General features: G+C 61.9%; 22 protein-coding genes, 1 tRNA gene and 1 pseudogene. All 24 read right to left on the bottom strand.

Annotated elements, in window-relative coordinates:
- Positions 1-17: 17 nt before the first annotated feature.
- Positions 18-1,691: a ribonuclease J gene (locus ACD578_RS08470; protein ID WP_404292277.1), complete on the bottom strand. Its 1,674-nt coding sequence runs from the start codon at positions 1,689-1,691 to the stop codon at positions 18-20.
- Positions 1,691-2,353: a biotin--[acetyl-CoA-carboxylase] ligase gene (locus ACD578_RS08465; RefSeq protein ID WP_404292276.1), complete on the bottom strand. Its 663-nt coding sequence runs from the start codon at positions 2,351-2,353 to the stop codon at positions 1,691-1,693. Before ACD578_RS08465 ends, ACD578_RS08470 begins: the two co-directional genes overlap by 1 nt.
- Before the next feature lie 169 nt (positions 2,354-2,522).
- The gene (gene nuoN / locus ACD578_RS08460; protein WP_404292275.1) at positions 2,523-3,962 is read right to left on the bottom strand and encodes an NADH-quinone oxidoreductase subunit NuoN; all 1,440 of its coding nucleotides are present in this window, start codon (positions 3,960-3,962) and stop codon (positions 2,523-2,525) included.
- Between the two features lie 7 nt (positions 3,963-3,969).
- Positions 3,970-5,481 carry an NADH-quinone oxidoreductase subunit M gene (locus ACD578_RS08455; protein ID WP_404292274.1) on the bottom strand — a complete coding sequence of 504 codons (1,512 nt, stop codon included), beginning with the start codon at positions 5,479-5,481 and terminating at the stop codon, positions 3,970-3,972.
- Entirely contained in the window at positions 5,481-7,523 is a 2,043-nt protein-coding gene (nuoL, locus tag ACD578_RS08450) for an NADH-quinone oxidoreductase subunit L (protein WP_404292273.1), read from the bottom strand. The genes ACD578_RS08455 and nuoL overlap by 1 nt, the downstream gene beginning before the upstream one ends.
- Positions 7,524-7,552: 29 nt before the next feature.
- Positions 7,553-7,861 (bottom strand): NADH-quinone oxidoreductase subunit NuoK, encoded by a 309-nt coding sequence (gene nuoK, locus ACD578_RS08445; protein WP_027316571.1) that lies wholly within the window; start codon positions 7,859-7,861, stop codon positions 7,553-7,555.
- An 11-nt stretch (positions 7,862-7,872) separates the two neighbouring features.
- Positions 7,873-8,487 carry an NADH-quinone oxidoreductase subunit J gene (locus ACD578_RS08440; protein WP_404292271.1) on the bottom strand — a complete coding sequence of 205 codons (615 nt, stop codon included), beginning with the start codon at positions 8,485-8,487 and terminating at the stop codon, positions 7,873-7,875.
- A gap of 138 nt (positions 8,488-8,625) precedes the next feature.
- On the bottom strand, positions 8,626-9,114 hold the full coding sequence (gene nuoI, locus ACD578_RS08435) for an NADH-quinone oxidoreductase subunit NuoI (RefSeq protein ID WP_404292269.1): 489 nt from the start codon (positions 9,112-9,114) through the stop codon (positions 8,626-8,628).
- Between the two features lie 12 nt (positions 9,115-9,126).
- Positions 9,127-10,152, bottom strand: a complete 1,026-nt coding sequence (nuoH, locus tag ACD578_RS08430) for an NADH-quinone oxidoreductase subunit NuoH (protein WP_152709298.1) — start codon at positions 10,150-10,152, stop codon at positions 9,127-9,129.
- A 12-nt stretch (positions 10,153-10,164) separates the two neighbouring features.
- Positions 10,165-12,243 (bottom strand): NADH-quinone oxidoreductase subunit NuoG, encoded by a 2,079-nt coding sequence (gene nuoG / locus ACD578_RS08425; RefSeq protein WP_404292267.1) that lies wholly within the window; start codon positions 12,241-12,243, stop codon positions 10,165-10,167.
- A gap of 8 nt (positions 12,244-12,251) precedes the next feature.
- Entirely contained in the window at positions 12,252-13,553 is a 1,302-nt protein-coding gene (nuoF, locus tag ACD578_RS08420; RefSeq protein WP_404292266.1) for an NADH-quinone oxidoreductase subunit NuoF, read from the bottom strand.
- 14 nt (positions 13,554-13,567) lie between these two features.
- Positions 13,568-14,626: an NADH-quinone oxidoreductase subunit NuoE gene (gene nuoE, locus ACD578_RS08415; protein ID WP_404292264.1), complete on the bottom strand. Its 1,059-nt coding sequence runs from the start codon at positions 14,624-14,626 to the stop codon at positions 13,568-13,570.
- 115 nt (positions 14,627-14,741) lie between these two features.
- The gene (locus ACD578_RS08410; protein ID WP_404292263.1) at positions 14,742-15,932 is read right to left on the bottom strand and encodes an NADH-quinone oxidoreductase subunit D; all 1,191 of its coding nucleotides are present in this window, start codon (positions 15,930-15,932) and stop codon (positions 14,742-14,744) included.
- Between the two features lie 21 nt (positions 15,933-15,953).
- Positions 15,954-16,556 carry an NADH-quinone oxidoreductase subunit C gene (locus ACD578_RS08405; protein WP_404292261.1) on the bottom strand — a complete coding sequence of 201 codons (603 nt, stop codon included), beginning with the start codon at positions 16,554-16,556 and terminating at the stop codon, positions 15,954-15,956.
- 14 nt (positions 16,557-16,570) lie between these two features.
- Positions 16,571-17,155 carry a NuoB/complex I 20 kDa subunit family protein gene (locus ACD578_RS08400; protein ID WP_404292260.1) on the bottom strand — a complete coding sequence of 195 codons (585 nt, stop codon included), beginning with the start codon at positions 17,153-17,155 and terminating at the stop codon, positions 16,571-16,573.
- Positions 17,146-17,511, bottom strand: a complete 366-nt coding sequence (locus ACD578_RS08395) for an NADH-quinone oxidoreductase subunit A (RefSeq protein ID WP_036351452.1) — start codon at positions 17,509-17,511, stop codon at positions 17,146-17,148. The genes ACD578_RS08400 and ACD578_RS08395 overlap by 10 nt, the downstream gene beginning before the upstream one ends.
- Positions 17,512-17,684: 173 nt before the next feature.
- Positions 17,685-18,050, bottom strand: coding sequence for a low affinity iron permease family protein (locus ACD578_RS08390; protein ID WP_404292259.1), 366 nt, complete (start codon positions 18,048-18,050; stop codon positions 17,685-17,687).
- A gap of 187 nt (positions 18,051-18,237) precedes the next feature.
- Positions 18,238-18,314: transfer RNA gene (locus tag ACD578_RS08385), tRNA-Asp, on the bottom strand.
- A gap of 156 nt (positions 18,315-18,470) precedes the next feature.
- Entirely contained in the window at positions 18,471-18,974 is a 504-nt protein-coding gene (locus ACD578_RS08380) for a MerR family transcriptional regulator (RefSeq protein WP_404292257.1), read from the bottom strand.
- A gap of 22 nt (positions 18,975-18,996) precedes the next feature.
- Positions 18,997-19,308 carry an integration host factor subunit alpha gene (locus tag ACD578_RS08375; protein WP_152709275.1) on the bottom strand — a complete coding sequence of 104 codons (312 nt, stop codon included), beginning with the start codon at positions 19,306-19,308 and terminating at the stop codon, positions 18,997-18,999.
- Between the two features lie 125 nt (positions 19,309-19,433).
- Positions 19,434-20,411, bottom strand: coding sequence for a beta-ketoacyl-ACP synthase III (locus ACD578_RS08370; protein WP_152709272.1), 978 nt, complete (start codon positions 20,409-20,411; stop codon positions 19,434-19,436).
- 12 nt (positions 20,412-20,423) lie between these two features.
- Entirely contained in the window at positions 20,424-21,458 is a 1,035-nt protein-coding gene (plsX, locus tag ACD578_RS08365) for a phosphate acyltransferase PlsX (protein WP_404292255.1), read from the bottom strand.
- Positions 21,459-21,600: 142 nt separating this feature from the next.
- Positions 21,601-22,116 carry a YceD family protein gene (locus ACD578_RS08360; RefSeq protein ID WP_404292253.1) on the bottom strand — a complete coding sequence of 172 codons (516 nt, stop codon included), beginning with the start codon at positions 22,114-22,116 and terminating at the stop codon, positions 21,601-21,603.
- A 12-nt stretch (positions 22,117-22,128) separates the two neighbouring features.
- Positions 22,129-22,658 (bottom strand): annotated as a pseudogene (locus ACD578_RS08355) (ubiquinol-cytochrome C chaperone family protein).
- Between the last annotated feature and the right edge of the window lie 62 nt (positions 22,659-22,720).

The following is a 22,720-nucleotide window of genomic DNA, read 5'->3' as shown; positions in this document are numbered from 1 at the left end:
TTTCCCCCTTCCGGAACTTACGCCTCGATAACGAGCACGTGGCAGGCGGGCTTCTTACCCCATTCCTGATTCACGGCTGCGCGGACAGCCCGGTGGACGGCATTCTCAACGGCCTCCGGATCCCGCCGCTTGGCTTTCGACAGACCATCCAGCAAATCGGCCACGGTGTCGGCAATGATGTCTGTCAGGTCGCGCCCCTGCCGGTTCTTGTCCGGCAGGCCCATGGCATCGATCACAGGATCGCCGACGAGTTCTCCCCGGTCATCGATGGCAATCGCCACGGTAACGATACCGGCGAAAGCAAGCTTGCGGCGCTCCGGCAGGGCCCGCTCGCCTGCTCCGATGACGATGTTGCCGTCGCGATAAAGGCGGCCCGTGGGAATATTGTCGACGATCTCGGCAGGACCGGGCGAGAGGCGCACGACGGTTCCGTTTTTCGCTCGAACGACCTCCTGTACACCCTGCGCTCTCGCAAACTTCGCATGCTCGCTCAGGTGCAACGGTTCCCCGTGGGCAGGAATGGCGATACGCGGCCGGGTCCATTGGTACATCTGCGCCAGTTCGCCCCGGCGCGGATGGCCGGAGACGTGAACGAGCTCCGTACGGTCGGTGATGACCTCGATACCCTGCTCGATCAGACTGTTGATGATCGAGCCCACACCTTTCTCGTTCCCAGGGATGGCACGGGACGAGAAGATCACCCGGTCTCCTGCCGAGAGCGCGATATCCGGGTGCTCGTCCTGGGCGATACGGGCAAGAGCCGCCCGGGGCTCGCCCTGCGAGCCCGTCAGGATGGCAACGATCTTGTCACGAGGCATATAACCGAAGTTTTCCGCAGAGCGGAATTCCGGCAGGCCATCGAGGTAGCCGCATTCCTTTGCCACATCGACCACCCGATCCATGGCTCGGCCAACAACGACCACCTCGCGACCGCACTCGCGGGCTGCTTCCGCCACAGAGCGGATGCGCGCAACGTTGGAGGCAAAGGTGGTGACCGCCACGCGGTGCGGCGCGTCCTTGATCAGCTGCGCCAAGTTCTTGGAGACATCGGATTCGCTCGGGCTCGTGCCTTCGCGAACTACGTTGGTGGAATCGCAGATCAGTGCCAGCACTCCCTCGTCACCCAAAGCACGGAAGGTCTCTTCCGATGTCAGGCTGCCGAGATAGGGCGTGTTGTCGAGCTTCCAGTCACCCGTATGCACCACGAGTCCGTGAGGCGTGCGGATGGCGAGAGCATTGGATTCCGGGATCGAGTGCGCGACCGGCACATACTCGATATCGAAGGAACCGATCTTCAAACGCTGACCGGGCACGATCTCCCTGAGATCGACCTTCGGGGCATCAGCTTCCGACAAGCGACGTGTTTCCAACAGGCCGATGGCGAATTTCGTCGCGTAGACCGGGACGTTAAGGCGCGGCCACATCTCGACGAGAGCACCGATATGGTCCTCGTGCGCATGGGTGATGAAGATGCCCAGCAGGTTGTGGCGTTCTTCCTCGATGAAGCGCAAATCGGGATACACGACGTCGATGCCAGGCAGGTTCTCCTCACCGCCGAAACCCATGCCGCAATCGACCAGAATCCACTGTCGATCCTCCTCTGGCCCGAAGCCGTAGAGCGCGGCATTCATCCCGATTTCGCCGAGTCCTCCGAGGGGAAGAAAGACCAATTCGTCCTGGTGGGAAGCCATTAAATTTGAGACCTTTTCGAGCCAGCGCTAGGCTTGGCTATATCGTGCAGCAAATTGGGAAAATAAAGGTCGCCTGCATCGATGAGTTCCATCCCATCGCCGCTTTTCAGCTGCAGACGCCCGAAACGGTCGAGCCCCTTGAAGACGCCCATCTTCTCGCCCGAGGGAAGTCGAAGGGTCACCTCCTGCCCGACTCCCGCCGCACGCTCAAGCCAAAGCCGCCGGATCGCTCCGAACGGATCTGATGCATTCATCCGGGCTGACATGCGCCACGCTGAGAACGTTCGGGCGAAGGCGGAGGACAGGGCGCGGAATACCTCGCCCCTGTTAAGGCCAGACTTGACTGCCTGTAACGCGGAAGCTGGGTAAGGCGTGCCGGTAGGCGCGAAAGCCACGTTGACCCCGAAGCCGATGATGATGGCGAGTGGTCCGTCAGGTTGAAGTCGATGACCTTCCAGCAATAGGCCGGACACCTTGGCGCCATCGAGCAGGAGGTCATTCGGCCATTTCAGGGAAAGGCGCGGCGCGCCGACACCCGTGACGGACTCGACTGCCTCATGCAACGCTAGCCCGGCCACGAAACCGAGCTGCGGTGCAGACGGCGTATCGCACGGATCGATCAGAAGCAGGCTGGCATAGAGATTACCGGGGGCGACGACCACTGCCGGCCATGCCGCCCCCGTCCCGCAAGCTGCTCGGCCGCAGTGATCCAAATCTGTCCGGGATCACCGGACCGGGCAGCCTGGAGCGCGTCGTCGTTCGTCGAGTTCGTCGCCTCGAGCGAGAGAAGCCGATAACCGGCGGACTCAGTCTCAGGCGACAGACGCACGATCAGAACAAGGAGCGCGCGGCGGCGCCCGCTGCGTTGACGATGGGGGCCGGCACGAGCCAGAACAGCAGCACCACGGCGCTCGACACCACGAGGACGAAGCTCACGCCCGGCGACATGCGCTCGAACCTCTCGACCGGCGCATCGAAGTACATGACCTTGATGATGCGCAGGTAATAATAGGCGCCGATCACGCTCGTCACGACGCCGATGACGGCAAGGGTCACGAGGTTGGCCTGGATGGCGGCGGCAAAGACGTAGAACTTGGCGAAGAAGCCTGCCAGCGGCGGAATGCCGGCCAGCGAGAACATCATCATGGCCAGGCAGAACGCCAGCGCAGGATGGGTGCGGGCAAGGCCCGAAAGATCGTCGATCGACTCGAACATCACATTGCCCCGGCGCATGCCGAGGATGACTGCGAAAGAGCCGAGCGTCATGGCAAGGTAGATCGCCATGTAGATGACGACGCCCTGGACGCCCTCCGGCGTGCCGGCGGCAAGACCGATCAGCGCATAGCCCACGTTGCCGATCGAGGAATAGGCCATCAGGCGCTTAAGGTTGCGCTGGCCGATGGCCGCGAAGGAACCGAGAGCCATCGAAGCAATCGAGATGAAGACGATGATCTGCTGCCACTGGATCAGAATGCCCGGGAAGGCATCGATGAACACGCGGGTGGCCATGGCCATACCGGCCATCTTGGGAGCGGCAGCGAAGAAAGCCGTCACAGGAGTCGGCGAGCCCTCGTACACGTCCGGCGTCCACATGTGGAAAGGCACGGCAGAAATCTTGAAAGCGATGCCGGCAGAGACAAAGACGAGGCCGACGATGGCGCCGATGCCCACATCGCCCTGCAGGACCGTCGCGATAACCGGGAAGGACACGCTGCCGGTGAACCCGTAAACCAGCGATGCTCCGTAAAGCAGCATGCCCGAGGAGAGCGCACCGAGCACGAAGTACTTCAGGCCGGCCTCGGTCGAGCGCAGGTTGTCACGGTCGAAGGCCGCGATCACGTAGGACGAGAGGCTGAGCAGTTCGAGACCGAGATAGAGCGCGATCAGGTCGTTCGCCGAAATCACCATCATCATTCCGATGGTCGAGAGCACGATCAGGATCGGGTATTCGAACCGGTAGATCCCCTCGCGGCGCATATAGTCCAGAGAGAGGATGATCCCGCCGGCGGATGCCAGCAGCGTGAGCGCCTTCATGAACTTGGCGAAGCCATCGACCACGAAGGAGCCGGCCATGGTCTCGACCCGCTCGGACGGAAGCATCAAGACCGCCACGAAGGTGACGGCAAGAAGCGCCAGCGCGATGATGCTCATTCCATAGCCCGGACGTTCGCCACGAAAAGCGCCGAACAGGACCAGGACGAGAACTCCGACTGCCATGAGGATCTCTGGCAGCATCGGACCGAAAGCGGGAATGGTGAAGGCGGGATTCATCGGAACCTCAGTGTGCGGCGACAGCGGCCGTTTTCACGGTGGCGAGCGCAGCCTGGACGCTGTTCATGAGCGCATCCGTCGGTGCCGCGAAGGCGTCGAGGATGGAGCCGGGCTGCACGCCGTAATAGATGATGAGCAGGATGAGCGGTGCGAAGGTGATGATTTCGCGACGATTCAGATCCGTGATACCCTGAAGGGCCGGCTTGTCGAGCTCTCCGTACACCACGCGCCGGTAGAGCCAGAGCGCATAGGCTGCCGAAAGGATCACGCCGCTCGCGGCGAAGAAGGCGACCCAGGTGTTGGAGCGAAAGGCTCCCATGAGGGTCAGGAACTCGCCGATGAAGCCTGAGGTGCCGGGCAAAGCCACGTTCGCCATGGTCAGGATCAGGAAGACCGCCGCGTAGAGCGGCATCCGGTTCACCAAGCCGCCATAGGCCTTAATCTCGCGGGTATGCATCCGGTCGTAGATCACGCCGACGGACAGGAAGAGCGCGCCCGAGACGAGGCCGTGGGAGATCATGGTGAACATGGCGCCCTGAATGCCCTGCTCATTCATGCTGAACAGGCCCATGGTGACGAAGCCCATATGGGCCACCGAGGAATAGGCAATGAGCTTCTTGATGTCCTCCTGCATCAGAGCGACCAGCGAGGTGTAGATGATCGCGATGACGGAGAGAGCGTAGACCAGCGGAGCGAAATAGAGCGACGCATCCGGGAACATGGGCAGCGACACTCGGATGAAGCCGTAGCCGCCCATCTTCAGGAGAACGCCGGCCAGGATGACCGAGCCCGCCGTCGGCGCTTCCACGTGCGCATCTGGGAGCCACGTATGGACCGGCCACATGGGCATCTTAACCGCAAACGAGGCAAAGAAGGCGAGCCAGAGCCAGATCTGCAGGTTCGACGCGAATTTATAGGCAAGCAACGTCGGAATGTCGGTCGTGCCTGCGGTCCAGTACATGGCCATGATGGCCAGAAGCATCAGAACGGAGCCAAGGAGCGTGTAGAGGAAGAACTTGAAGCTCGCATAGATGCGCCGCTTGCCGCCCCAGATGCCGATGATGAGGAACATCGGGATGAGGCCTGCCTCGAAGAACAGGTAGAACAGCACGAGGTCGAGGGCGCAGAACACGCCGATCATCGTGGTCTCGAGGACGAGGAAGGCGACGAAATATTCCTTGACCCGGCTCTCGATGGATTCCCACGAGGCCAAAATGCAGAACGGCATCAGGAACGTGGTGAGCAGGATGAGCGGCATCGAGAAGCCGTCGACGCCGAGCTTGAAGCGGATGGTCTCGGTCAGCCAGACATGGCTTTCCACGAGCTGGAACGAAGCCGATGATACGTCGAAGCGCGCCCAGGCCACCAGCGACAGGAGGAAGGTCGCAATCGTCGTGGCAAGGGCAGCCCAACGGGCGTTGGAGCGAGCTGCCTCGCTGTCGCCACGCAGAGTCAGGATAAAGGCCGCTCCGACGAGAGGCAGAATGAGAAGGCCGGAGAGAATGCCGAAGCCGAGCATTAGTGGGCTCCCCTGAAGAGATAGAAGGTCACGAGAGCCGCAACGCCGATCAGCATGGCGAAGGCATAGTGATAGACGTAGCCCGTCTGAACCCGCACCACGCCGCGCGTCACGTCGAGGACGCGAGCGGAGATGCCATCAGGACCGAGCCCGTCGATGATGCGTTGGTCACCCGTGCGCCAGAAGAAGCGCCCAATGGCCATGGCGGACCGCACGAAGATCGCGTCGTACAGCTCGTCGAAGTACCACTTATTCAGCAGGAACCGGTACAGGATCGGGTGATCGGCCGCGAGTTTCGCCGGCTGCTTGGCGTCGATGATGTACATATACACCGCGAGCAGGAAACCCAGGATCATCATGATTGTCGGCAGCAGCGGCACCCAGCCTGGGAGGTGGTGCATCTCCTCCAGGATGTGGTTGTCCGGACGGGTGAACAGAGCGCCCTTCCAAAACTCTTGGTAACCCTCGCCGATAAAGGCTCCGTGGAAGACTACGCCGGCCACGACCGCACCGATGGCGAGCACGATGAGAGGCAAAAGCATCACAAGCGGGCTCTCATGAGGGGTGTGAGCCCCATGGTGACCGTGTTCATACTGGGCATGATGCGCCGCCTCGACGTCACGGCTGTGATCGTCATGCTCCACTCCCTCGTGGTCGTGAGCGGCATGGGCATGATGGCCGTGATGTCCATGGCCCCAGCGTGCGGTTCCCTCGAAGGTGAGGAAGAATAGACGCCAGGAGTAGAACGAGGTCATGAAGGCGGCGACGACCGTAGCCAGGAAGGCGAAAGAGCCAGCCGAGGAATGAGCCGCGTAGGCCGCCTCGATGATCGCATCCTTCGAGTAATAGCCAGCCGTGAACGGGAAGCCGGTAAGTGCCAGCGTGCCAATCGCCATCATCGCCGTGGTGAGCGGGATGTAACGGCGCAGGGCGCCCATGTGGCGCATATCCTGCTCATGGTGCATCGCATGGATAACCGAGCCGGCACCCAAGAACAGCAACGCCTTAAAGAAGGCGTGCGTGAACAGGTGGAAAACACCAGCGCCGTAGGCGCCGACGCCCAGACCGACGAACATGTAGCCGAGCTGCGAGCAGGTCGAATAGGCGATGACGCGCTTGATGTCGTTCTGAACCAGACCGATGGTCGCGGCGAAGAAGGCCGTGATGCCGCCGATGATGGTAACGACCGTGAGAGCCGCCGGAGCATACTCGAAGACCGGAGACAGGCGAGCGACCATGAACACGCCGGCGGTCACCATGGTGGCGGCATGAATGAGCGCGGAAACCGGTGTCGGGCCTTCCATCGCGTCCGGAAGCCAGGTGTGCAGCAGGAACTGCGCCGACTTGCCCATGGCGCCCATGAAGAGCAGCAGGCCGGCAATGGTCAGCGCGTGCCACTCGATCCCGAGGAAGTTGAACTGGGCGTTCGCGAACTCGCCGACACGCGGGAAGATCTGGTCGAAGGTGACGCCGTTGAACAGAACGAAGATCGTGAAGATGCCGAGCAAGAAGCCGAAATCACCGACACGGTTGACGATGAACGCCTTCATGGCGGCCGCGTTGGCCGAGTCCTTCTGATACCAGAAGCCGATCAGCAGGTAGCTCGCGAGGCCCACGCCTTCCCAGCCGAAGAACATCTGCACCAGATTGTCGGCCGTCACCAGCATGAGCATGGTGAAGGTGAAGAGCGACAGATAGGCGAAGAAGCGCGGACGGTGCGGATCCTCGTGCATGTAGCCGATGGAATAGAGATGCACGAGCGCCGAGACGGTGTTGACCACCACCAGCATCATGGCGGTCAGTGTGTCGATCCGGAACGCCCAATCGACCTGGAGATCGCCGACCGACATCCATTGAGCGACCTGGACGCGGGTGGCGCCGTCGCCGAAGCCCACCTGGATGAAGGACACCCAGGACAGGACGGCCGCCACGAAGAGCAGAGCCGTGGTGATGATTTCGCTCGGCCGGGCGCCGAGGACGCGCCCGAAAATGCCTGCGATGAGGAAGCCGACGAGCGGCAGGAAGACGATTGCGTGATACATGTTCGTTTACTTCGCCAGTCCGTTCGGGCCTAGCCCCTCATCATGTTGACGTCTTCGACCGCGATGGAGCCGCGGTTGCGGAAGAAGACCACCAGAATGGCAAGGCCGATGGCCGCCTCCGCCGCCGCGACCGTGAGGATCAGCATGGCAAAGATCTGGCCGACGATATCGTTCAGGTGGGTCGAGAAGGCGACCATGTTGATGTTCACTGCGAGCAGGATCAGCTCGATGGACATCAAAATGACGATCACGTTCTTCCGGTTGATGAAAATGCCGAACACCCCGAGCGTGAAGAGCACGGCGGCGACGGTGAGATAGTGGCCCAGTCCGATAACCATTACGTGCCTCCTTAGATTCCCTGACGGAAGGGAACTTTCCGCACTTCGACGGCGGTTTCCTGCGTCCGGGCATTCTGCTTGGAAATGTCCTGGCGCCGTACGCCTACACGCTCGCGCAGGGTCAGCACGATTGCGCCGATCATGGCGACCAGCAGGATCAGGCCGGCTGCCTGGAAGAAGTAGAAATAGCGGGTGTAGAGAACCTGGCCGAGCGCCTCGGTGTTGGTCATCACATCGGGCGCCGGGATCGGAACGGACGGCGAGCGGACGAGGCCCGGATCGACCGCATAGGCACCGACGACCAGGATCAACTCGAGCAGGAAGATCACGCCGATCAGTCCGCCGATGGGCAGGTACTGCAGGAAGCCCTGGCGAAGCGCGGCGAAGTCGACGTCGAGCATCATCACGACGAAGAGGAAGAGCACCGCGACCGCGCCCACGTAGACGATGACCAGGATCATCGCTAGGAACTCGGCTCCCATCATCAGGAACAGCCCCGCCGCATTGACGAAGGCCAGGATGAGGAAGAGCACCGACTGCACGGGATTGCGGGAGGCAATCACCATGAAGCCGGAGGCGATCGTGATCGTCGCGAACAGGTAGAAGAAGGCGGCGGTAACCGTCATGTTCAACTCAAGCCGCCCGAGGCGGCCCCTTCCGACGTGGCCCCGGAGAATCCGGCGGCCTGTCTATAAAATCCGAATCCGAAGGGCACAACCCGCCGGACCTGCTTGCCCCCTGCCCTTGTCGGGCAGAAAGCTCTCTTATCGGTAAGGCGCGGTCTTCGCGAGGTTGCGCGCGATTTCCCGCTCCCAACGCTCCCCATTATCGAGAAGCTTGGCCTTGTCGTAATAGAGTTCCTCGCGGGTTTCCACGGAGAACTCGAAGTTCGGGCCTTCCACGATGGCGTCCACCGGGCACGCCTCCTGGCACATGCCGCAATAGATGCACTTCACCATGTCGATGTCATAGCGCGTCGTGCGGCGGGTACCGTCGTTGCGACGCGGACCGGCTTCGATGGTAATGGCCTGGGCAGGGCAGATGGCCTCGCAGAGTTTGCAGGCAATGCAGCGCTCTTCCCCGTTGGGATAGCGACGCAGGGCGTGCTCACCGCGGAAGCGAGGCCCGCGATGGCCCATTTCGAAGGGGTAGTTGAGGGTCGCCTTCGGCTTGAAGAAGTATTTCACCGTCAGGATGAAGCCCGAGATGAACTCCTTCAGCAGGAGGGATTGGGCAATGCGGTCGAGCTGCATGGCCGATCTCCTTTAGCGGACGCCCGGCGCATTGCCGGTCGCCATCAGGACAGTTGCCACGATGATGACCATGGCCAGGGAGAGCGGAAGGAAGACCTTCCAGCCGAGGCGCATAAGCTGATCGTAGCGGTAGCGTGGCACCAGGGCTTTCACCATGGCGATGAGGATGAAGAGGAAGCTCGCCTTCAGTACGAACCAGATCACGCCCGGCACCCAGGTGAAGGGTGCGAACGGGATCGGCGACAGCCAGCCACCGAGGAACAGGATCGTTCCAAGGGCGCACATGGTCATGATGGCCACGTACTCGCCGAGCATGAAGAGGAGGTACGGCGTGGAAGAATATTCCACCATGTACCCGGCGACCAGCTCCGATTCCGCCTCGGGCAGGTCGAAGGGCGGGCGGTTCGTCTCGGCCATGGCCGAGATGAAGAACACCACGAACATCGGGAAGAGCGGCAGCCAGTACCAGCCCAGGATGCCGAGGCGGGTGTTCTGCGATTCCACGATCTGCGACAGGTTCAGCGTTCCAGCACACATGAGCACGGTCACGATGACAAAGCCGATCGAGACCTCGTAGGATACCATCTGGGCCGCGGAGCGAAGTGCACCGAGGAATGGATACTTCGAGTTCGAGGCCCAGCCACCCATGATGACGCCGTAAACGCCGAGCGACGAGATCGCGAAGATGTAGAGAATGCCCACGTTGATGTCGGCGATGGCCCAGCCGGCATTCAGCGGAATGACCGCCCAGGCTGCGAGCGACAGAGTACACATCACCAGCGGGGCCAGCAGGAACATGCCCTTGTTGGCCGGAGCCGGAATGACCGGCTCCTTCAGTACGAACTTGAGCAGGTCGGCAAAGGACTGGAGCAGCCCCCAGGGACCGACCACGTTCGGGCCGCGTCGCAGCTGAACCGCCGCCCAGACCTTGCGGTCGGCATAGAGCGCGTAGGCAATGAAGATGAGAAGCGCCACCAGCATGAGCAGGCTCTTGCCCAGCATGATCGCGACCGCGAGGAGGATGTCTCCAAATTCCATGATCCGTTCCTCTTACTCAGCCGCCTCGAGCTTCAGCTCACGGGCGAGCGCAGAGCACTCGGCCATGACGCCGGAGGCGCGGGCAATCGGGTTCGTCAGATAGAAGTCCTTCACCGGGCTCACGAACGGCTCGCGGCCAGGCGTGCCGCCGATGCCGGCAAGCGCCTGGACGGCCGCAAACCCATCGGCCGGCTGGACCGTGTCGATGGCTGCGAAGTGCGGGTAATGCGCATAGAGCTTCGCCCGCAGGGCATTGAGCGAGTCGAACGGCAGTCGGTGACCCAGAACGTCGGAGAGCGCGCGCAGGATGGCCCAGTCTTCGCGAGCCTCGCCCGGAGCGAAGGCCGCACGATTGGCGAGCTGCACCCGTCCTTCCGTGTTCACGTAAGTACCGGACTTTTCCGTGTAGGTCGCGGCCGGCAGGATCACGTCAGCGCGGTGAGCGCCACGGTCGCCATGGGTTCCCTGATAGATCACGAAGGCGCCGGGAGCGATGTCGATCTCATCCGCGCCGAGGTTGAACAGCACGTCCACGTTACCCTGCGCCATCGTCTGAGCGTTCAGGCCCCACTCGCCCGGCACGAGTCCGAGATCGAACGCACCGACGCGGGAAGCTGCGGTGTGCAGGACCGAGAAGCCGCTCCAGCCGTCCTTGACGGCGCCCACATCGCGGGCAAGCTGCGCGGCAGCCGAGAGAACGGCGAGACCATCCGGACGGGAGAGAGCGCCCTGCCCCACGATGATCAGCGGACGCTCGGCACCACGAAGCTTATCAATGAAGCTGTGACGGCCCGCAGCAAGCTCGGCCAGCGTCTCTGGACCGGCGCCGAGGTAATCGTAGGGATAGGTCAGGTTCGCGTGCTCACCGATCATGCCAATCGGCGGCGGAGCCATACGCCAGCGCTTACGGATACGCACATTGACCAGCGAAGCCTCGATGCGCGGGTTCGAACCCACGATCAGGATCGCGTCCGCGTCCTCGATGCCGGCAATGGTGGTGTTGAAGAGATAGGAGCCACGGCCATAGACCGGCGACAGCACAGTTCCATCCTGGCGGGCGTCGATGTTGGTAACGCCGAGGCTCTCCATGAGGAGCTTCAGGGCATACATCTCCTCGACAGCGGCAAGATCGCCCACGATGGCGCCGATGCGCTTCGGATCAGTGCCCTTCACGCGGCTGGCGATGGTGGCGAAGGCTTCCTGCCAGGAAGCAGGACGCAGGCGCCCGTTTTCACGCACGAAGGGGCGGTCGAGGCGCTGGAGGCGCAGGCCGTCCACGATTTGGCGGGTCTTGTCGGTGATCCACTCCTCGTTCACCGCCTCGTTCACGCGCGGCAGGATCCGCATGACCTCGCGGCCACGGGAATCGACGCGGATCGAGGAGCCGACCGCATCCATCACGTCGACGGAATCGCTCTTGGTGAGCTCCCAGGGACGATAGTGGAAGGATTCCGGCTTATGGGTGAGCGCGCCGACCGGGCAGAGATCCGCCACGTTGGCCTGCAGCTCCGAGCCGAGGGCTCGCTCGAGATAGCTCGTGATCTCCATGTCCTCGCCGCGCCAGAGGGCGCCGAGATCCGGCACGCCGGCCACCTCGGCGGAGAAGCGCACGCAGCGGGTGCAGTGGATGCACCGGTTCATGGAGGTGCGCACGAGCGGGCCGAGATACTTGTCGGTCACCGCGCGCTTGTTCTCGTGGTAGCGGCTGGTGTCGACGCCATAGGCCATGGCCTGATCCTGCAGGTCGCATTGGCCGCCCTGGTCGCAAATCGGGCAATCGAGCGGGTGGTTGATGAGGAGGAATTCCATCACTCCTTCGCGCGCCTTCTTCACCGTCGGCGACTTCGTGGAGATCTCCGGCGGCTCGCCGTTCGGGCCGGGACGGCAGTCGCGCACGCCCCAGGCGCAGGATGCGACCGGCTTCGGCGCGCCCTTTACCTCCACGAGGCACATGCGGCAATTGCCGGCGATCGAGAGCCGCTCATGGTAGCAGAAACGCGGGATCTCCGCTCCCGCCGCCTCGGCGGCCTGGAGCAGCGTGTATTCCGCGGGAACGTCGACCTCGACGCCATCAACGATGATTTTCGCCATCTTCAATCTCACTCCGCCGCAATCAGGACGGATTCAGAATGCGGGTTTGCCGCGTAATCGTCGATCCGCTTCTCGATCTCGTGACGGAAGTGGCGGATCAGACCCTGAACCGGCCAAGCCGCCGCGTCGCCGAGCGCGCAGATGGTGTGGCCCTCGATCTGAGTCGAAACCTCGAGCAGCATATCGATCTCGCGCTTCTGAGCGCGGCCTTCGGCCATGCGGGTGAGCACACGCCACATCCACCCCGTCCCTTCACGGCATGGGGTGCACTGGCCGCAGCTCTCATGCTTGTAGAAGTACGAGATGCGGGCAATCGCGCGAACGATGTCTGTGGACTTGTCCATCACGATCACGGCGGCTGTGCCGAGGCCGGACTTGAGATTCCGCAGGGTGTCGAAATCCATGTAGGCGTCGGCGATCTGCTCGGCCGGAACGATCGGCACGGACGAACCGCCCGGGATGACGCCGAGCAGGTTGTCCCAGCCGCCGCGGATGCCGCCGCAATGGCGATCAATCAGTTCCCGGAAGGTGAGACCCATCGCCTCTTCCACGTTGCAGGGTTTGTTGACGTGGCCCGACACGCAGAAGAGTTTGGTGCCGACGTTGTTCGGGCGGCCGATGCTGGAGAACCAGGAGGCGCCGCGGCGCAGGATCGTGCCGGCAACTGCAATCGACTCGACGTTGTTCACCGTGGTCGGACAACCGTACAGGCCCATATTGGCCGGGAACGGCGGCTTCAGACGCGGCATGCCCTTCTTGCCTTCCATGCTCTCGATGAGAGCCGTCTCCTCGCCACAGATGTAAGCACCTGCGCCGTGGTGGACGTAGAGGTCAAAGGGATAGCCGTGGATGTTGTCCTTGCCGATGAGCTTGGCCTCGTAGGCCTCTTCCACCGCGCGCTGAAGCGCGTGGCGCTCAGCCACGTACTCGCCGCGGATGTAGATGTATGCCGCGTGAGCCCCCATGGCGAAGGACGCAATGAGGCAGCCCTCCACGAGAAGATGCGGATCGTTCCGCATGATCTCACGGTCCTTACAGGTGCCCGGCTCCGACTCGTCCGCGTTCACGACCAGGTAGTGCGGCCGGCCATCCGACTGCTTGGGCATGAAGGACCATTTCAGGCCCGTGGGAAAGCCTGCACCGCCGCGGCCGCGCAAGCCGGACGCCTTCATCTCGTTGATGATCCAGTCGCGCCCCTGCTCTAGGAGGAACTTCGTTCCGTCCCAGGCGCCGCGCATCTTCGCGGCGTTAAGGTCCGGCGAATGAAAGCCGTAGAGGTTGGTGAAGATACGATCTTTGTCCTGAAGCATTCCCGATCACTCCATCAGGACGACTTGTTGTCTTTATCGACGATGACGTCCGGTTTGCTCTCGCTACCGTCGCGGCGGGTCTCGGCTTGTGCAGGCGGCGTACCGGCAACCGGCGTCGTCGGGCTGCTCGGTACGGCTTCGCCGTCTTTCGTCGGCGACGCAACGTAAGACTTGCCGCTCTGCGGAGCAGGTCTCGGCTCGGCTTCGGTGTACGATTGCCCTTTGGTGGCTTTCGACGGATCAGCGGCTTCCTTTTGGTCAGCTGGATTGATCGGTGTTTCGCCTTCCTTCGCGCGCTTGGCCGGCGTATCGGCTGCGTCGCTCTCGATCGGACGTCCGGCGGTCGGCTTGGCGGCCTTCACCTCCTGAGGAATCGAAGCCATGGCAGCTGCGGGTTCGGCCGTCTCGGCCGCCTTTGCCTGCTCCTCGAAGCGCTTGCGCCAGGCCCCGACGAGAGAGCCGTCGTAGAGAGTCGGATCCTGAAGGGTGTTCACCGCCTCAAAGGGCTCCGATCGATTGCGGCCAATCTGCGAGCCCACCTTCACGGGGTGACCGGCGGCGAGATCGTCGAGAAGCTTCTCGAAGTTCTCGGTCGTTAGGTCCTCGTAATAGTCGTCGTTGATCTGCACCATCGGCGCATTGGAGCAGGCGCCCAGACACTCGACCTCGAGCCAGGAGAAGTTCCCATCCGCCGTCACATGGTTCTGATCGCCAATACGGCGCTCCAGCACCTTCTTGATGTCCCCGGCCCCGCGCAGGACGCAGGGCGTCGTGCCGCAGAACTGGATGAAATACTTTCCGACCGGCTCCAGGTTGAACATCGTGTAGAAGGTCGCCACCTCCATTACGCGGATCACTGGCATGTCAAGTCTGGCAGCCACCGCCTCGATGGCCTTGCGCGGCAGCCAGCCGCCCGCCTGCTCCTGAGCCTTGCCCAGAAGAGCGATCACGGCCGAAGCCTGCCGGCCCGGCGGATATTTGGCGATTTCCTTGTCCGCGAAAGCCTCGGTCTCGGTGGAGAGAACGAAGCTCTCGGGCTGCATGTTTTCAGGCGCGAGCTTACGAACGGCCATACACTCTTCTCCTCATCGCCATGGCCGGGCATGAGGCCCGGCCACTCGCGACTTGAACTTGTCCAGCACGCTTCAAACAGCGTGGATATCCGTCCCGGAACCGGGGCGGTTTTTGTTAGCGGTCGACCTCGCCGAACACGATGTCGATGGAGCCCAGGACACCTGCGACGTCGGCCAGCATGTGGCCGCGGCACATGAAATCCATTCCCTGAAGGTGGGCGAAGCCCGGAGCACGGACCTTGCAGCGGTAAGGCTTGTTGGTACCGTCTGACACGAGGTACACGCCGAACTCGCCTTTCGGAGCCTCGACGGCCACATAGACCTCGCCCGCGGGGACGTGGAAGCCTTCCGTGTAGAGCTTAAAGTGATGGATCAGCGCTTCCATGGAGCGCTTCATATCCTTGCGCGAAGGCGGAGCAACCTTGCCGTCTAGCGTCGTCACCGGACCCTGCCCATCCGGCGCCCGTAGTTTGTTCAGGCACTGGCGCATGATCCGCACGCTCTGGCGCATCTCCTCCATGCGGATGACTTGGCGGTCGTAATTGTCACCGTTCTTGCCGACGGGGATGTCGAATTCCATCTCCTCGTAGAGCGAATACGGCTGAGCTTTGCGCAGATCCCAGGCGACGCCGCAGCTGCGGACGATAGCCCCGGAGAAGCCCCACCTCCAGCAATCGTCTAGGGTGAGAATGCCGATGTCGACGTTGCGCTGCTTGAAGATGCGGTTGCCGATAACAAGGGTGTCGAGGTCGTCTAGAACCTGCAGAAACGGGTCGCAGAATGCCTCGATATCGTCGATCAGCTCCGGCTGGATGTCCATGTTCACGCCGCCGGGACGGAAGTAATTGGCATGCATACGCGAGCCGGAAATCCGCTCGTAGAAGATCATGAGCTTCTCGCGCTCCTCGAAGCCCCAAAGTGGGGGCGTGAGAGCGCCGACGTCCATGGCCTGCGTGGTCACATTGAGAAGGTGGGAGAGAAGGCGCCCGATCTCGGAGTAAAGGACCCGGATCAGCTCGGCACGGCGCGGAACCTCGATGCCAAGAAGCTTCTCGACCGCCATGCAGTAGGCATGTTCCTGATTCAGCGGCGCGACATAGTCCAATCGGTCGAAATAGGGATTGGCCTGAACGTAGGTCTTGTACTCGATCAGCTTCTCGGTGCCCCGGTGCAGCAGGCCGATATGCGGATCGACGCGTTCGACCACCTCACCGTCCAGCTCCAGAACGAGGCGTAGAACGCCGTGCGCAGCCGGGTGCTGCGGGCCGAAATTGATTGTGAAGTTGCGGATATTATGCTCGCCCATGGGTCGCCCTTTCCGCTCCTCTTAAGCCTTGGCCTTCTCGTCCCCCGGGAGCACGTAGTCCGTGCCTTCCCATGGAGAGAGGAAGTCGAAGTTGCGGAATTCCTGACTGAGCTTCACCGGCTCGTAGACCACGCGACCCTGACCATCGTCGTAGCGGACCTCGACATAGCCCGTCATCGGGAAATCCTTACGCAGGGGATGCCCCTCGAAGCCATAATCGGTGAGGATGCGGCGGAGGTCGGGATGACCGGAGAACAGGATGCCGTAGAGGTCGTAGGCCTCGCGCTCGAACCAGTTCGCCGCCGGCCAGACCCCAACCAGAGACGGAACAGGCGTCACCTCGTCGGTTTCCACCTTCACGCGGATGCGGCGGTTATGGTGAGGAGCCAGGAAGTGATAGACCACGTCAAAGCGCTTTTCGCGGGCCGGATAATCGGCGCCGCAGATATCGATGAAGCAGACGAAGCGGCACTGCGGGTCGTCCCGCAGGAATGTCGCCGCCCGCACGATGTCCTCGCGGCGGACGACGATCGTCAACTCGTCGAAAGCTATGGCCCGGTTCTCGATCGTCTCACCGAGGGATGAGGCGATATAATCGCTCAGGGCTTGGAGATCAGCACTCATGCAATGACCTTTGCTCAGCGCTCGATGGTGCCGGTCCGGCGGATCTTCTTCTGCAGAAGCAGCACCCCGTACAGGAGCGCCTCAGCCGTCGGCGGGCAGCCCGGAACGTAGATGTCGACCGGCACGATGCGGTCGCAGCCACGAACCACGGCATAGGAGTAATGATAGTAGCCGCCGCCATTGGCACAGGAGCCCATGGAGATGACGTAGCGCGGCTCCGGCATCTGATCATAGACCTTGCGGAGGGCGGGAGCCATCTTGTTGGTGAGCGTACCGGCCACGATCATCACGTCGGACTGGCGCGGCGAGGCGCGCGGGGCGAAGCCGAAGCGCTCGACATCATACCGCGGCATGGACATCTGCATCATCTCGACGGCGCAGCACGCCAGGCCGAAGGTCATCCACATGAGCGAACCGGTGCGCGCCCAGGTGATGAGATCCTCGGTCGAGGTGACGAGAAAGCCCTTGTCGGACAGCTCCTCGTTGATGGAGACGAAGTATGGGTCCGTCGATCCAACCGGCTTGCCGGTATTCGGGTCGACGATGCCGCGCGGCGCGGGAGCGACCAGGGTCGACTGGTTATCGGAGATCAATCCCATTCAAGGGCCCCCTTCTTCCACTCGTAAATGAATCCGACCGTCAGGACACCGAGGAAGATCATCATGGAGATGAAGCCGAACCAGCCCAGGTTCCCGAACGTGATGGCCCAGGGGAACAGGAATGCCACTTCCAGGTCGAAGATGATGAAAAGGATGGCGACGAGGTAGAACCGCACGTCGAACTTCATGCGGGCATCGTCGAAGGCATTGAAACCACACTCGTAGGCGGACAGCTTCTCGGTATCGGGACGGCTGTAGGCGACGATGAAAGGCGCCACGAGCAGCGCCACCCCGATCAGGAGCGACACGCCGATGAAGATTACGAGAGGCAGGTAGTCGGCGAGGAGATTCGTCATACGACACCTAGAACGAACGGAGCGCGGCCGAAAGCCGGCAATCTGAAACGCATTTAAGCCCCAGAAAGGCCCGATAAAAGCCCCTGCGACAACGCGCTGATTGCGCGGGAGGCTTAGCTGAGTTCCCCTTCCCTGACAAGTGTTTGCACTGCCGCAAAAAGAACCATTCCAAACTAGGATGTCGCCATTTCGGCTGCTTTCGCCGCCTTTCGGCTGGCTGCAGCCTCGGCTTGCCCCGCGGCGATTTCCGCCTTGGCCTTAGCCTCGCACCTGACCCGAATCTCGTTGAGCGCCACCTGGGTCAAATGTTCGATGCCAATGAACACGTTCTGGATGGCGCTAACCCGGATCAACTCGTCAAGCTTGGCCTGAATGGCGGCGTCGTCGCGATTCTGGGTGTTCTGAATCAGAAACACCATCGGGAAGGTTACGATGATCGTTCCTGTGTTCACGACGAGGCAGATTCCGAACGTGACAGGACGACCTGCAACCTGAGCCACCCAGTTGGAGAAGCTCGTGAACGATCTGGACGTCAACATAGGCAACGGCCCCATACTCACGCGCCGGTAACGCCCAGCTTCGCCAAACGCCTCAGAACCTTGGAGAGAATGCAGTTCTGCAGGAAAAGTGCCGCTTTCGATACACGAGCACGACTATCGGAATGTCGCATCACGCCCGGAATTCATCCATTCGGACTGGTATCGAACCGATTTTGAGGAAGGAAAGTGGCGCGGGCGACGGGGCTCGAACCCGCGACCTCCGGCGTGACAGGCCGGCACTCTAACCGACTGAGCTACGCCCGCGCATCGGACCGCCGAAGCGGTGTGGGTGCGGTTTAAGGGCCACCCCGACCCCTGTCAAGCGTTGAATGTGCTCATTTTGGAAAGCTTGCAAAAAACGGAATTGCAGAGGCGATAAGGCATTTCGGACCACGGCCGAGGCCCCTATCATACGAGACATCACTCACCCGCCGGGACCTCACCCGAACTCTTCAGGGAGGACAGCACCCGGTCACACTCATAGAGCTCCTCGAGGGCAGCCTGAAGCCCATGAAGTGCCTCCGGAGACAAACCCTGCTGAAGAGGGGAGCAGGCTGCATCCTCTTCCTCGTAAAGGTGACTTCCGTTAGGAAGCTCAATCTCCCCGACGCCTGCTTGTGCCGCCTCGGGATGAAGCGTCGTGACGCTCTGCTCTCCGCGCCCGATGCCCTGGACGAAGCGAACCCCTTCCTCTTTCAGGATCCGCTGAACGCCTTTGATCGTATAGCCTTCGCCGTAGAGAAGCTGGCGTATGCCCTTGAGCAGATCGACGTCGTCAGGACGGTAATAGCGCCGCCCACCGCCACGCTTGAGCGGCTTGATATGGTTGAAGCGGGTTTCCCAGAAGCGCAGCACATGCTGGGGGACATCGAGGTCTTCAGCGACCTCGCTGATCGTGCGGAATGCGTCGGGGCTTTTGTCCATGACGCCGCTCGCCATAGCCGGATCAATCCTCGCCTTCGAAGGTCTCACCGTTGATATGCGCCTTCAAGACGTTTGAAGGCTTGAACACCATGACCCGGCGGGGATCGATTGGAACCTCGACACCGGTCTTGGGATTACGGCCGACACGCTCTCCCTTGCTGCGCACGATGAACGATCCGAAGGATGAGAGCTTCACGGTCTCCCCGGCGGCCAGGCTGTCGCAGATTTCGCCCAGGACCCGCTCCACCAGTTCAGCCGATTCGGTCCGCGAGAGACCCACCTTCTGATAGACGGCCTCGCTCAGATCCGCTCTCGTTATCGTCTTGCCAGCCATTGAGCTCCCCAGCGCGAATGAGTTCGTTGGTCTTGTCGTCCCCGACGACGCTATGCAGATGGCTCCCTATGGTCAACCGCCAAGGTAGAAATACGGGATACCACCAGAGTCGAAGTCCTTCGGAGCTACCAGCGGATCAGGGCGCTTCCCCACGTAAAGCCGCCACCGATGGCCTCGATCATGACGAGATCCCCGTCCCTGATCCGCCCATCCCTTCGGGCAGCGTCCAAAGCGAGGGGAATCGAAGCAGCCGAGGTATTGCCGTGCTTGTTGACGGTAATGACGACTTTCTCCGGCGCGATACCCAGCTTGTCCGCGCTCGCCGTGATGATGCGCTTGTTGGCCTGGTGCGGCACGAACCACTTCAGCTCCTCGGCGCTCGTGCCGGTCGCCTTGAAGGCATCCTGCACGACGTCCGCCACCATGCCGACGGCGAATTTGAAGACCTCGCGGCCCTCCATCTTCAGAACGCCGGTTGTTTTCGTCGAGCCCGGGCCGCCGTCGACGTAAAGTTTGTCGCGGTAGCGCCCATCTGAACGGAGGTGGGACGTCAGGACGCCACGGTCGGCGGACGTGCCCTCCCCTTCCTGGGCCTCGAGGACGATGGCTCCTGCCCCGTCGCCGAACAGCACGCAGGTGGTGCGGTCATTCCAATCGAGGATGCGGGAAAAGGTCTCGGCACCGACCACAAGGGCTCGCTTGTGTGAGCCGGACTGCAGGAACTTGTCCGCCGTAGCCACGGCATAGACGAAGCCCGTGCAAACGGCCTGGAGGTCGAAGGCTGCCCCATGGGTCATGCCGAGGCCGGTCTGGATCATCGTGGCCGTCGATGGGAACGTATAATCGGGCGTCGAGGTGGCACAGATGACCAGATCGATGTCGTCGGCCGTGAGCCCGGCGTCCGCCAGGGCCGCTTCCGCTGCCTTGATCCCGAGAACGGACGTGGTTTCGTCATCGTCGGCGATGTGGCGCTCCTCGATGCCGGTCCGCTGCACGATCCACTCGTGCGAGGTTTCCACGAACTTCTCGAGGTCCTGGTTTGTCAGCTTGCGCCTCGGCAGATAGGAGCCGATGCCGCGTACGACGGAACGGGTGCGTTTCAAGATGCGCCTTCCTCAGGCCGTTTGGCCCACCGGATCATGGTCCAACATGCTCCGGATCGTGTTCATCAATTCAAAATGCGCCATGTCGTAAGCGACGTCGATGGCGCTTGCGAAGCCGAGATCGTCCGTGCCGCCGTGGCTTTTGACGACCACCCCTTCGAGGCCCAGGAAGACGCCGCCGTTGACCTTGCGCGGGTCCATCTTGTCCCGGAGAGCGTTAAAGGCCTGTTTCGCGAACAGGTAGCCGATTTTCGCCATCAAGGTACGGCTCATGGCCGAGCGCAGGTACTGGGCGATCTGCTTGGCCGTTCCCTCCGCGGTCTTCAGGGCGATATTGCCCGTGAATCCTTCGGTCACGACCACATCGACGGTGCCTTTGCCGAGATCGTCACCCTCCACGAACCCGCGATAATCCAAGTGCGGAAGGTTGGATTCCTTCAGGATTCGGTTGGCTTCCTTGACCGCCTCGATTCCCTTGATTTCCTCTGTGCCGACATTGAGAAGCCCCACGGTCGGGCGATCCAGGTCGAACACGATGCGCGCCATGGCAGCGCCCATGATTGCCATATCCACCAGATGGCTCGCATCCGCGCCGATGGTCGCACCGACATCGAGCACGATGCTCTCGCCCCGCATTGTCGGCCACATGCATGCGATCGCCGGGCGTTCGATATGCGCCATCGTCTTGAGGCAGACCTTGGCGGTCGCCATCAGGGCCCCAGTGTTGCCGGCTGAGACGGCCGCGTCAGCCTCGCCATCGCGGACGGCCTGGACGGCCCGCCACATGGAGGATTTGCCCCGCCCCATCCGGATGGCCTGGCTGGGCTTTTCGTCCATGGCGATGGCGATGTCCGTATGGCGCAGCTCGGTGGCTTCCTTCAGCTTGGGATGAGCGTTCAGGAGAGGCGCAACAATCGTTTCATTGCCGAACATCAGGAAGCGGAGATCGGGGTGCCGCTCCAAGGCCAAGGCTGCGCCCGGGATCACGACGGACGGACCGTGATCGCCCCCCATCGCATCAAGCGAAATACGCACCGGCTTCGGCATAAACGATTGTTCTTTCTTTTAAGTCATTCAACAGGGGGCGGAAAATAGCGGTTTGCGGTCGCTCCGCAACTGAATTCTGTGGTCCTGAGATCAGCCGGACATATGGTGGAGATATGCCGTAAGGATCGCTGCCGCCAGTCCCCTACTTGCTCCCCTTCAGCTTGTTCAATGCTGCGAATGGCGAATCCTTCTCGTCCGCAGGATCCCGATAAGTGAAGTCGACACCGGGTTTGCGCGGATAGGGATCGAGCCCGAGTACGAGAAATTCGGCCGTGAGCGCGCCCAAGTCGATCTGACCATTCACGATCTCATCCGGCGGCTCATATTCATGGATGTCGGTCGGCGGCTCCGCCGGCATGCCTGAAGGCTCCGCGAAATCCACCTCGACCTCTTCCTCGATCATGGAATCGAAGGGTTCGAGGGTGGTCACGCAGATCTGTGTGATCGAGGCCTTGACCGCTCCTGTCACATGGATGCCCTTGGCGGAGGCTTGCAAGTGGTAGTCGCCAGAAAGTGCCTGGATCCCTGGCAAGCCGAAATCCCGGGCCAGGGCGGCGCATTCCTCGGCCGTCGCCTCCACATGGACCTCTTGCCCACGGGGCGGGATCCTCATGATGTCGACGAGCCGCGACAAAGGTCCCACGGTTTCGGGTGTCATCAGATTGCCTCCTTAAGCAAAGGTCTCGGGCGCAGGGAAAACAGGCCCTGTTTCCAGAAGTGTATCCAGATCCACCGTCTTGAATCCCCGATCGGCTGCGAGAGCATAACGCGCCAGGGGGTGGCCGGTGCCTCGCTGCCGTAGACGTTGCGGCCGAGGGCCAGCGCCAGACCTGCCTCGTCGGCGCCGTTGAGGGGCGCATCATAGGCATGCGCCCGCCCATAAAAGGATTCGGCGACCTTCTTCATCCGCTTCGGCACGACGGTATCGCCGACGCCCATTTCTCTTAATGAGGCATCCATATCCCGGAAGAAGGCATCGGTCAGGTCTTTGGCGACCTCATCGGCGGGATCCGGGAACTCACGCAGGGCACGCAGGGCCAGAACCATATGCAGCGACAGGGCCTCGAACCGCCCTTCCAGAGTGTCCGGAATGCCAAGTGCCGCATAGAGCCCGGGCATGCGCGATGCCGTCGCGATTCTCTTGTAGAGGGATGCGATGGTGGTGCGCCGGGGGTCCTTGCGGAAGAGACTGAAGATCACGGCTCTGCCCTTCCAAGCTTGTCAAAATCGTAGCCTCGGGTTACGCCATCACCATCCGTAGG

This window comes from Microvirga sp. RSM25 (assembly GCF_044784385.1).
In the GTDB taxonomy this organism is placed as follows: Bacteria; Pseudomonadota; Alphaproteobacteria; order Rhizobiales; family Beijerinckiaceae; genus Microvirga; species Microvirga tunisiensis.
This window is presented reverse-complemented; position numbering and strand designations above follow the sequence as displayed.

Coding starts and splice junctions, on each gene's coding strand:
- ACD578_RS08400 (WP_404292260.1), bottom strand. CDS start 17,155: ATGGGATTGATCTCCGATAACCAGTCGACCCTGGTCGCTCCCGCGCCG.
- nuoE (WP_404292264.1), bottom strand. CDS start 14,626: ATGGCCGTTCGTAAGCTCGCGCCTGAAAACATGCAGCCCGAGAGCTTC.
- nuoL (WP_404292273.1), bottom strand. CDS start 7,523: ATGTATCACGCAATCGTCTTCCTGCCGCTCGTCGGCTTCCTCATCGCA.
- nuoN (WP_404292275.1), bottom strand. CDS start 3,962: ATGAATCCCGCCTTCACCATTCCCGCTTTCGGTCCGATGCTGCCAGAG.
- nuoG (WP_404292267.1), bottom strand. CDS start 12,243: ATGGCGAAAATCATCGTTGATGGCGTCGAGGTCGACGTTCCCGCGGAA.
- ACD578_RS08440 (WP_404292271.1), bottom strand. CDS start 8,487: ATGACGGTTACCGCCGCCTTCTTCTACCTGTTCGCGACGATCACGATC.
- ACD578_RS08405 (WP_404292261.1), bottom strand. CDS start 16,556: ATGAGTGCTGATCTCCAAGCCCTGAGCGATTATATCGCCTCATCCCTC.
- nuoH (WP_152709298.1), bottom strand. CDS start 10,152: ATGGAATTTGGAGACATCCTCCTCGCGGTCGCGATCATGCTGGGCAAG.
- ACD578_RS08360 (WP_404292253.1), bottom strand. CDS start 22,116: ATGACACCCGAAACCGTGGGACCTTTGTCGCGGCTCGTCGACATCATG.
- nuoI (WP_404292269.1), bottom strand. CDS start 9,114: ATGCAGCTCGACCGCATTGCCCAATCCCTCCTGCTGAAGGAGTTCATC.
- plsX (WP_404292255.1), bottom strand. CDS start 21,458: ATGCCGAAGCCGGTGCGTATTTCGCTTGATGCGATGGGGGGCGATCAC.
- ACD578_RS08395 (WP_036351452.1), bottom strand. CDS start 17,511: ATGACGAATCTCCTCGCCGACTACCTGCCTCTCGTAATCTTCATCGGC.
- ACD578_RS08375 (WP_152709275.1), bottom strand. CDS start 19,308: ATGGCTGGCAAGACGATAACGAGAGCGGATCTGAGCGAGGCCGTCTAT.
- ACD578_RS08410 (WP_404292263.1), bottom strand. CDS start 15,932: ATGGGCGAGCATAATATCCGCAACTTCACAATCAATTTCGGCCCGCAG.
- nuoK (WP_027316571.1), bottom strand. CDS start 7,861: ATGGTTATCGGACTGGGCCACTATCTCACCGTCGCCGCCGTGCTCTTC.
- ACD578_RS08470 (WP_404292277.1), bottom strand. CDS start 1,691: ATGGCTTCCCACCAGGACGAATTGGTCTTTCTTCCCCTCGGAGGACTC.
- ACD578_RS08455 (WP_404292274.1), bottom strand. CDS start 5,481: ATGCTCGGCTTCGGCATTCTCTCCGGCCTTCTCATTCTGCCTCTCGTC.
- ACD578_RS08390 (WP_404292259.1), bottom strand. CDS start 18,050: ATGTTGACGTCCAGATCGTTCACGAGCTTCTCCAACTGGGTGGCTCAG.
- nuoF (WP_404292266.1), bottom strand. CDS start 13,553: ATGCTTCAGGACAAAGATCGTATCTTCACCAACCTCTACGGCTTTCAT.
- ACD578_RS08380 (WP_404292257.1), bottom strand. CDS start 18,974: ATGGACAAAAGCCCCGACGCATTCCGCACGATCAGCGAGGTCGCTGAA.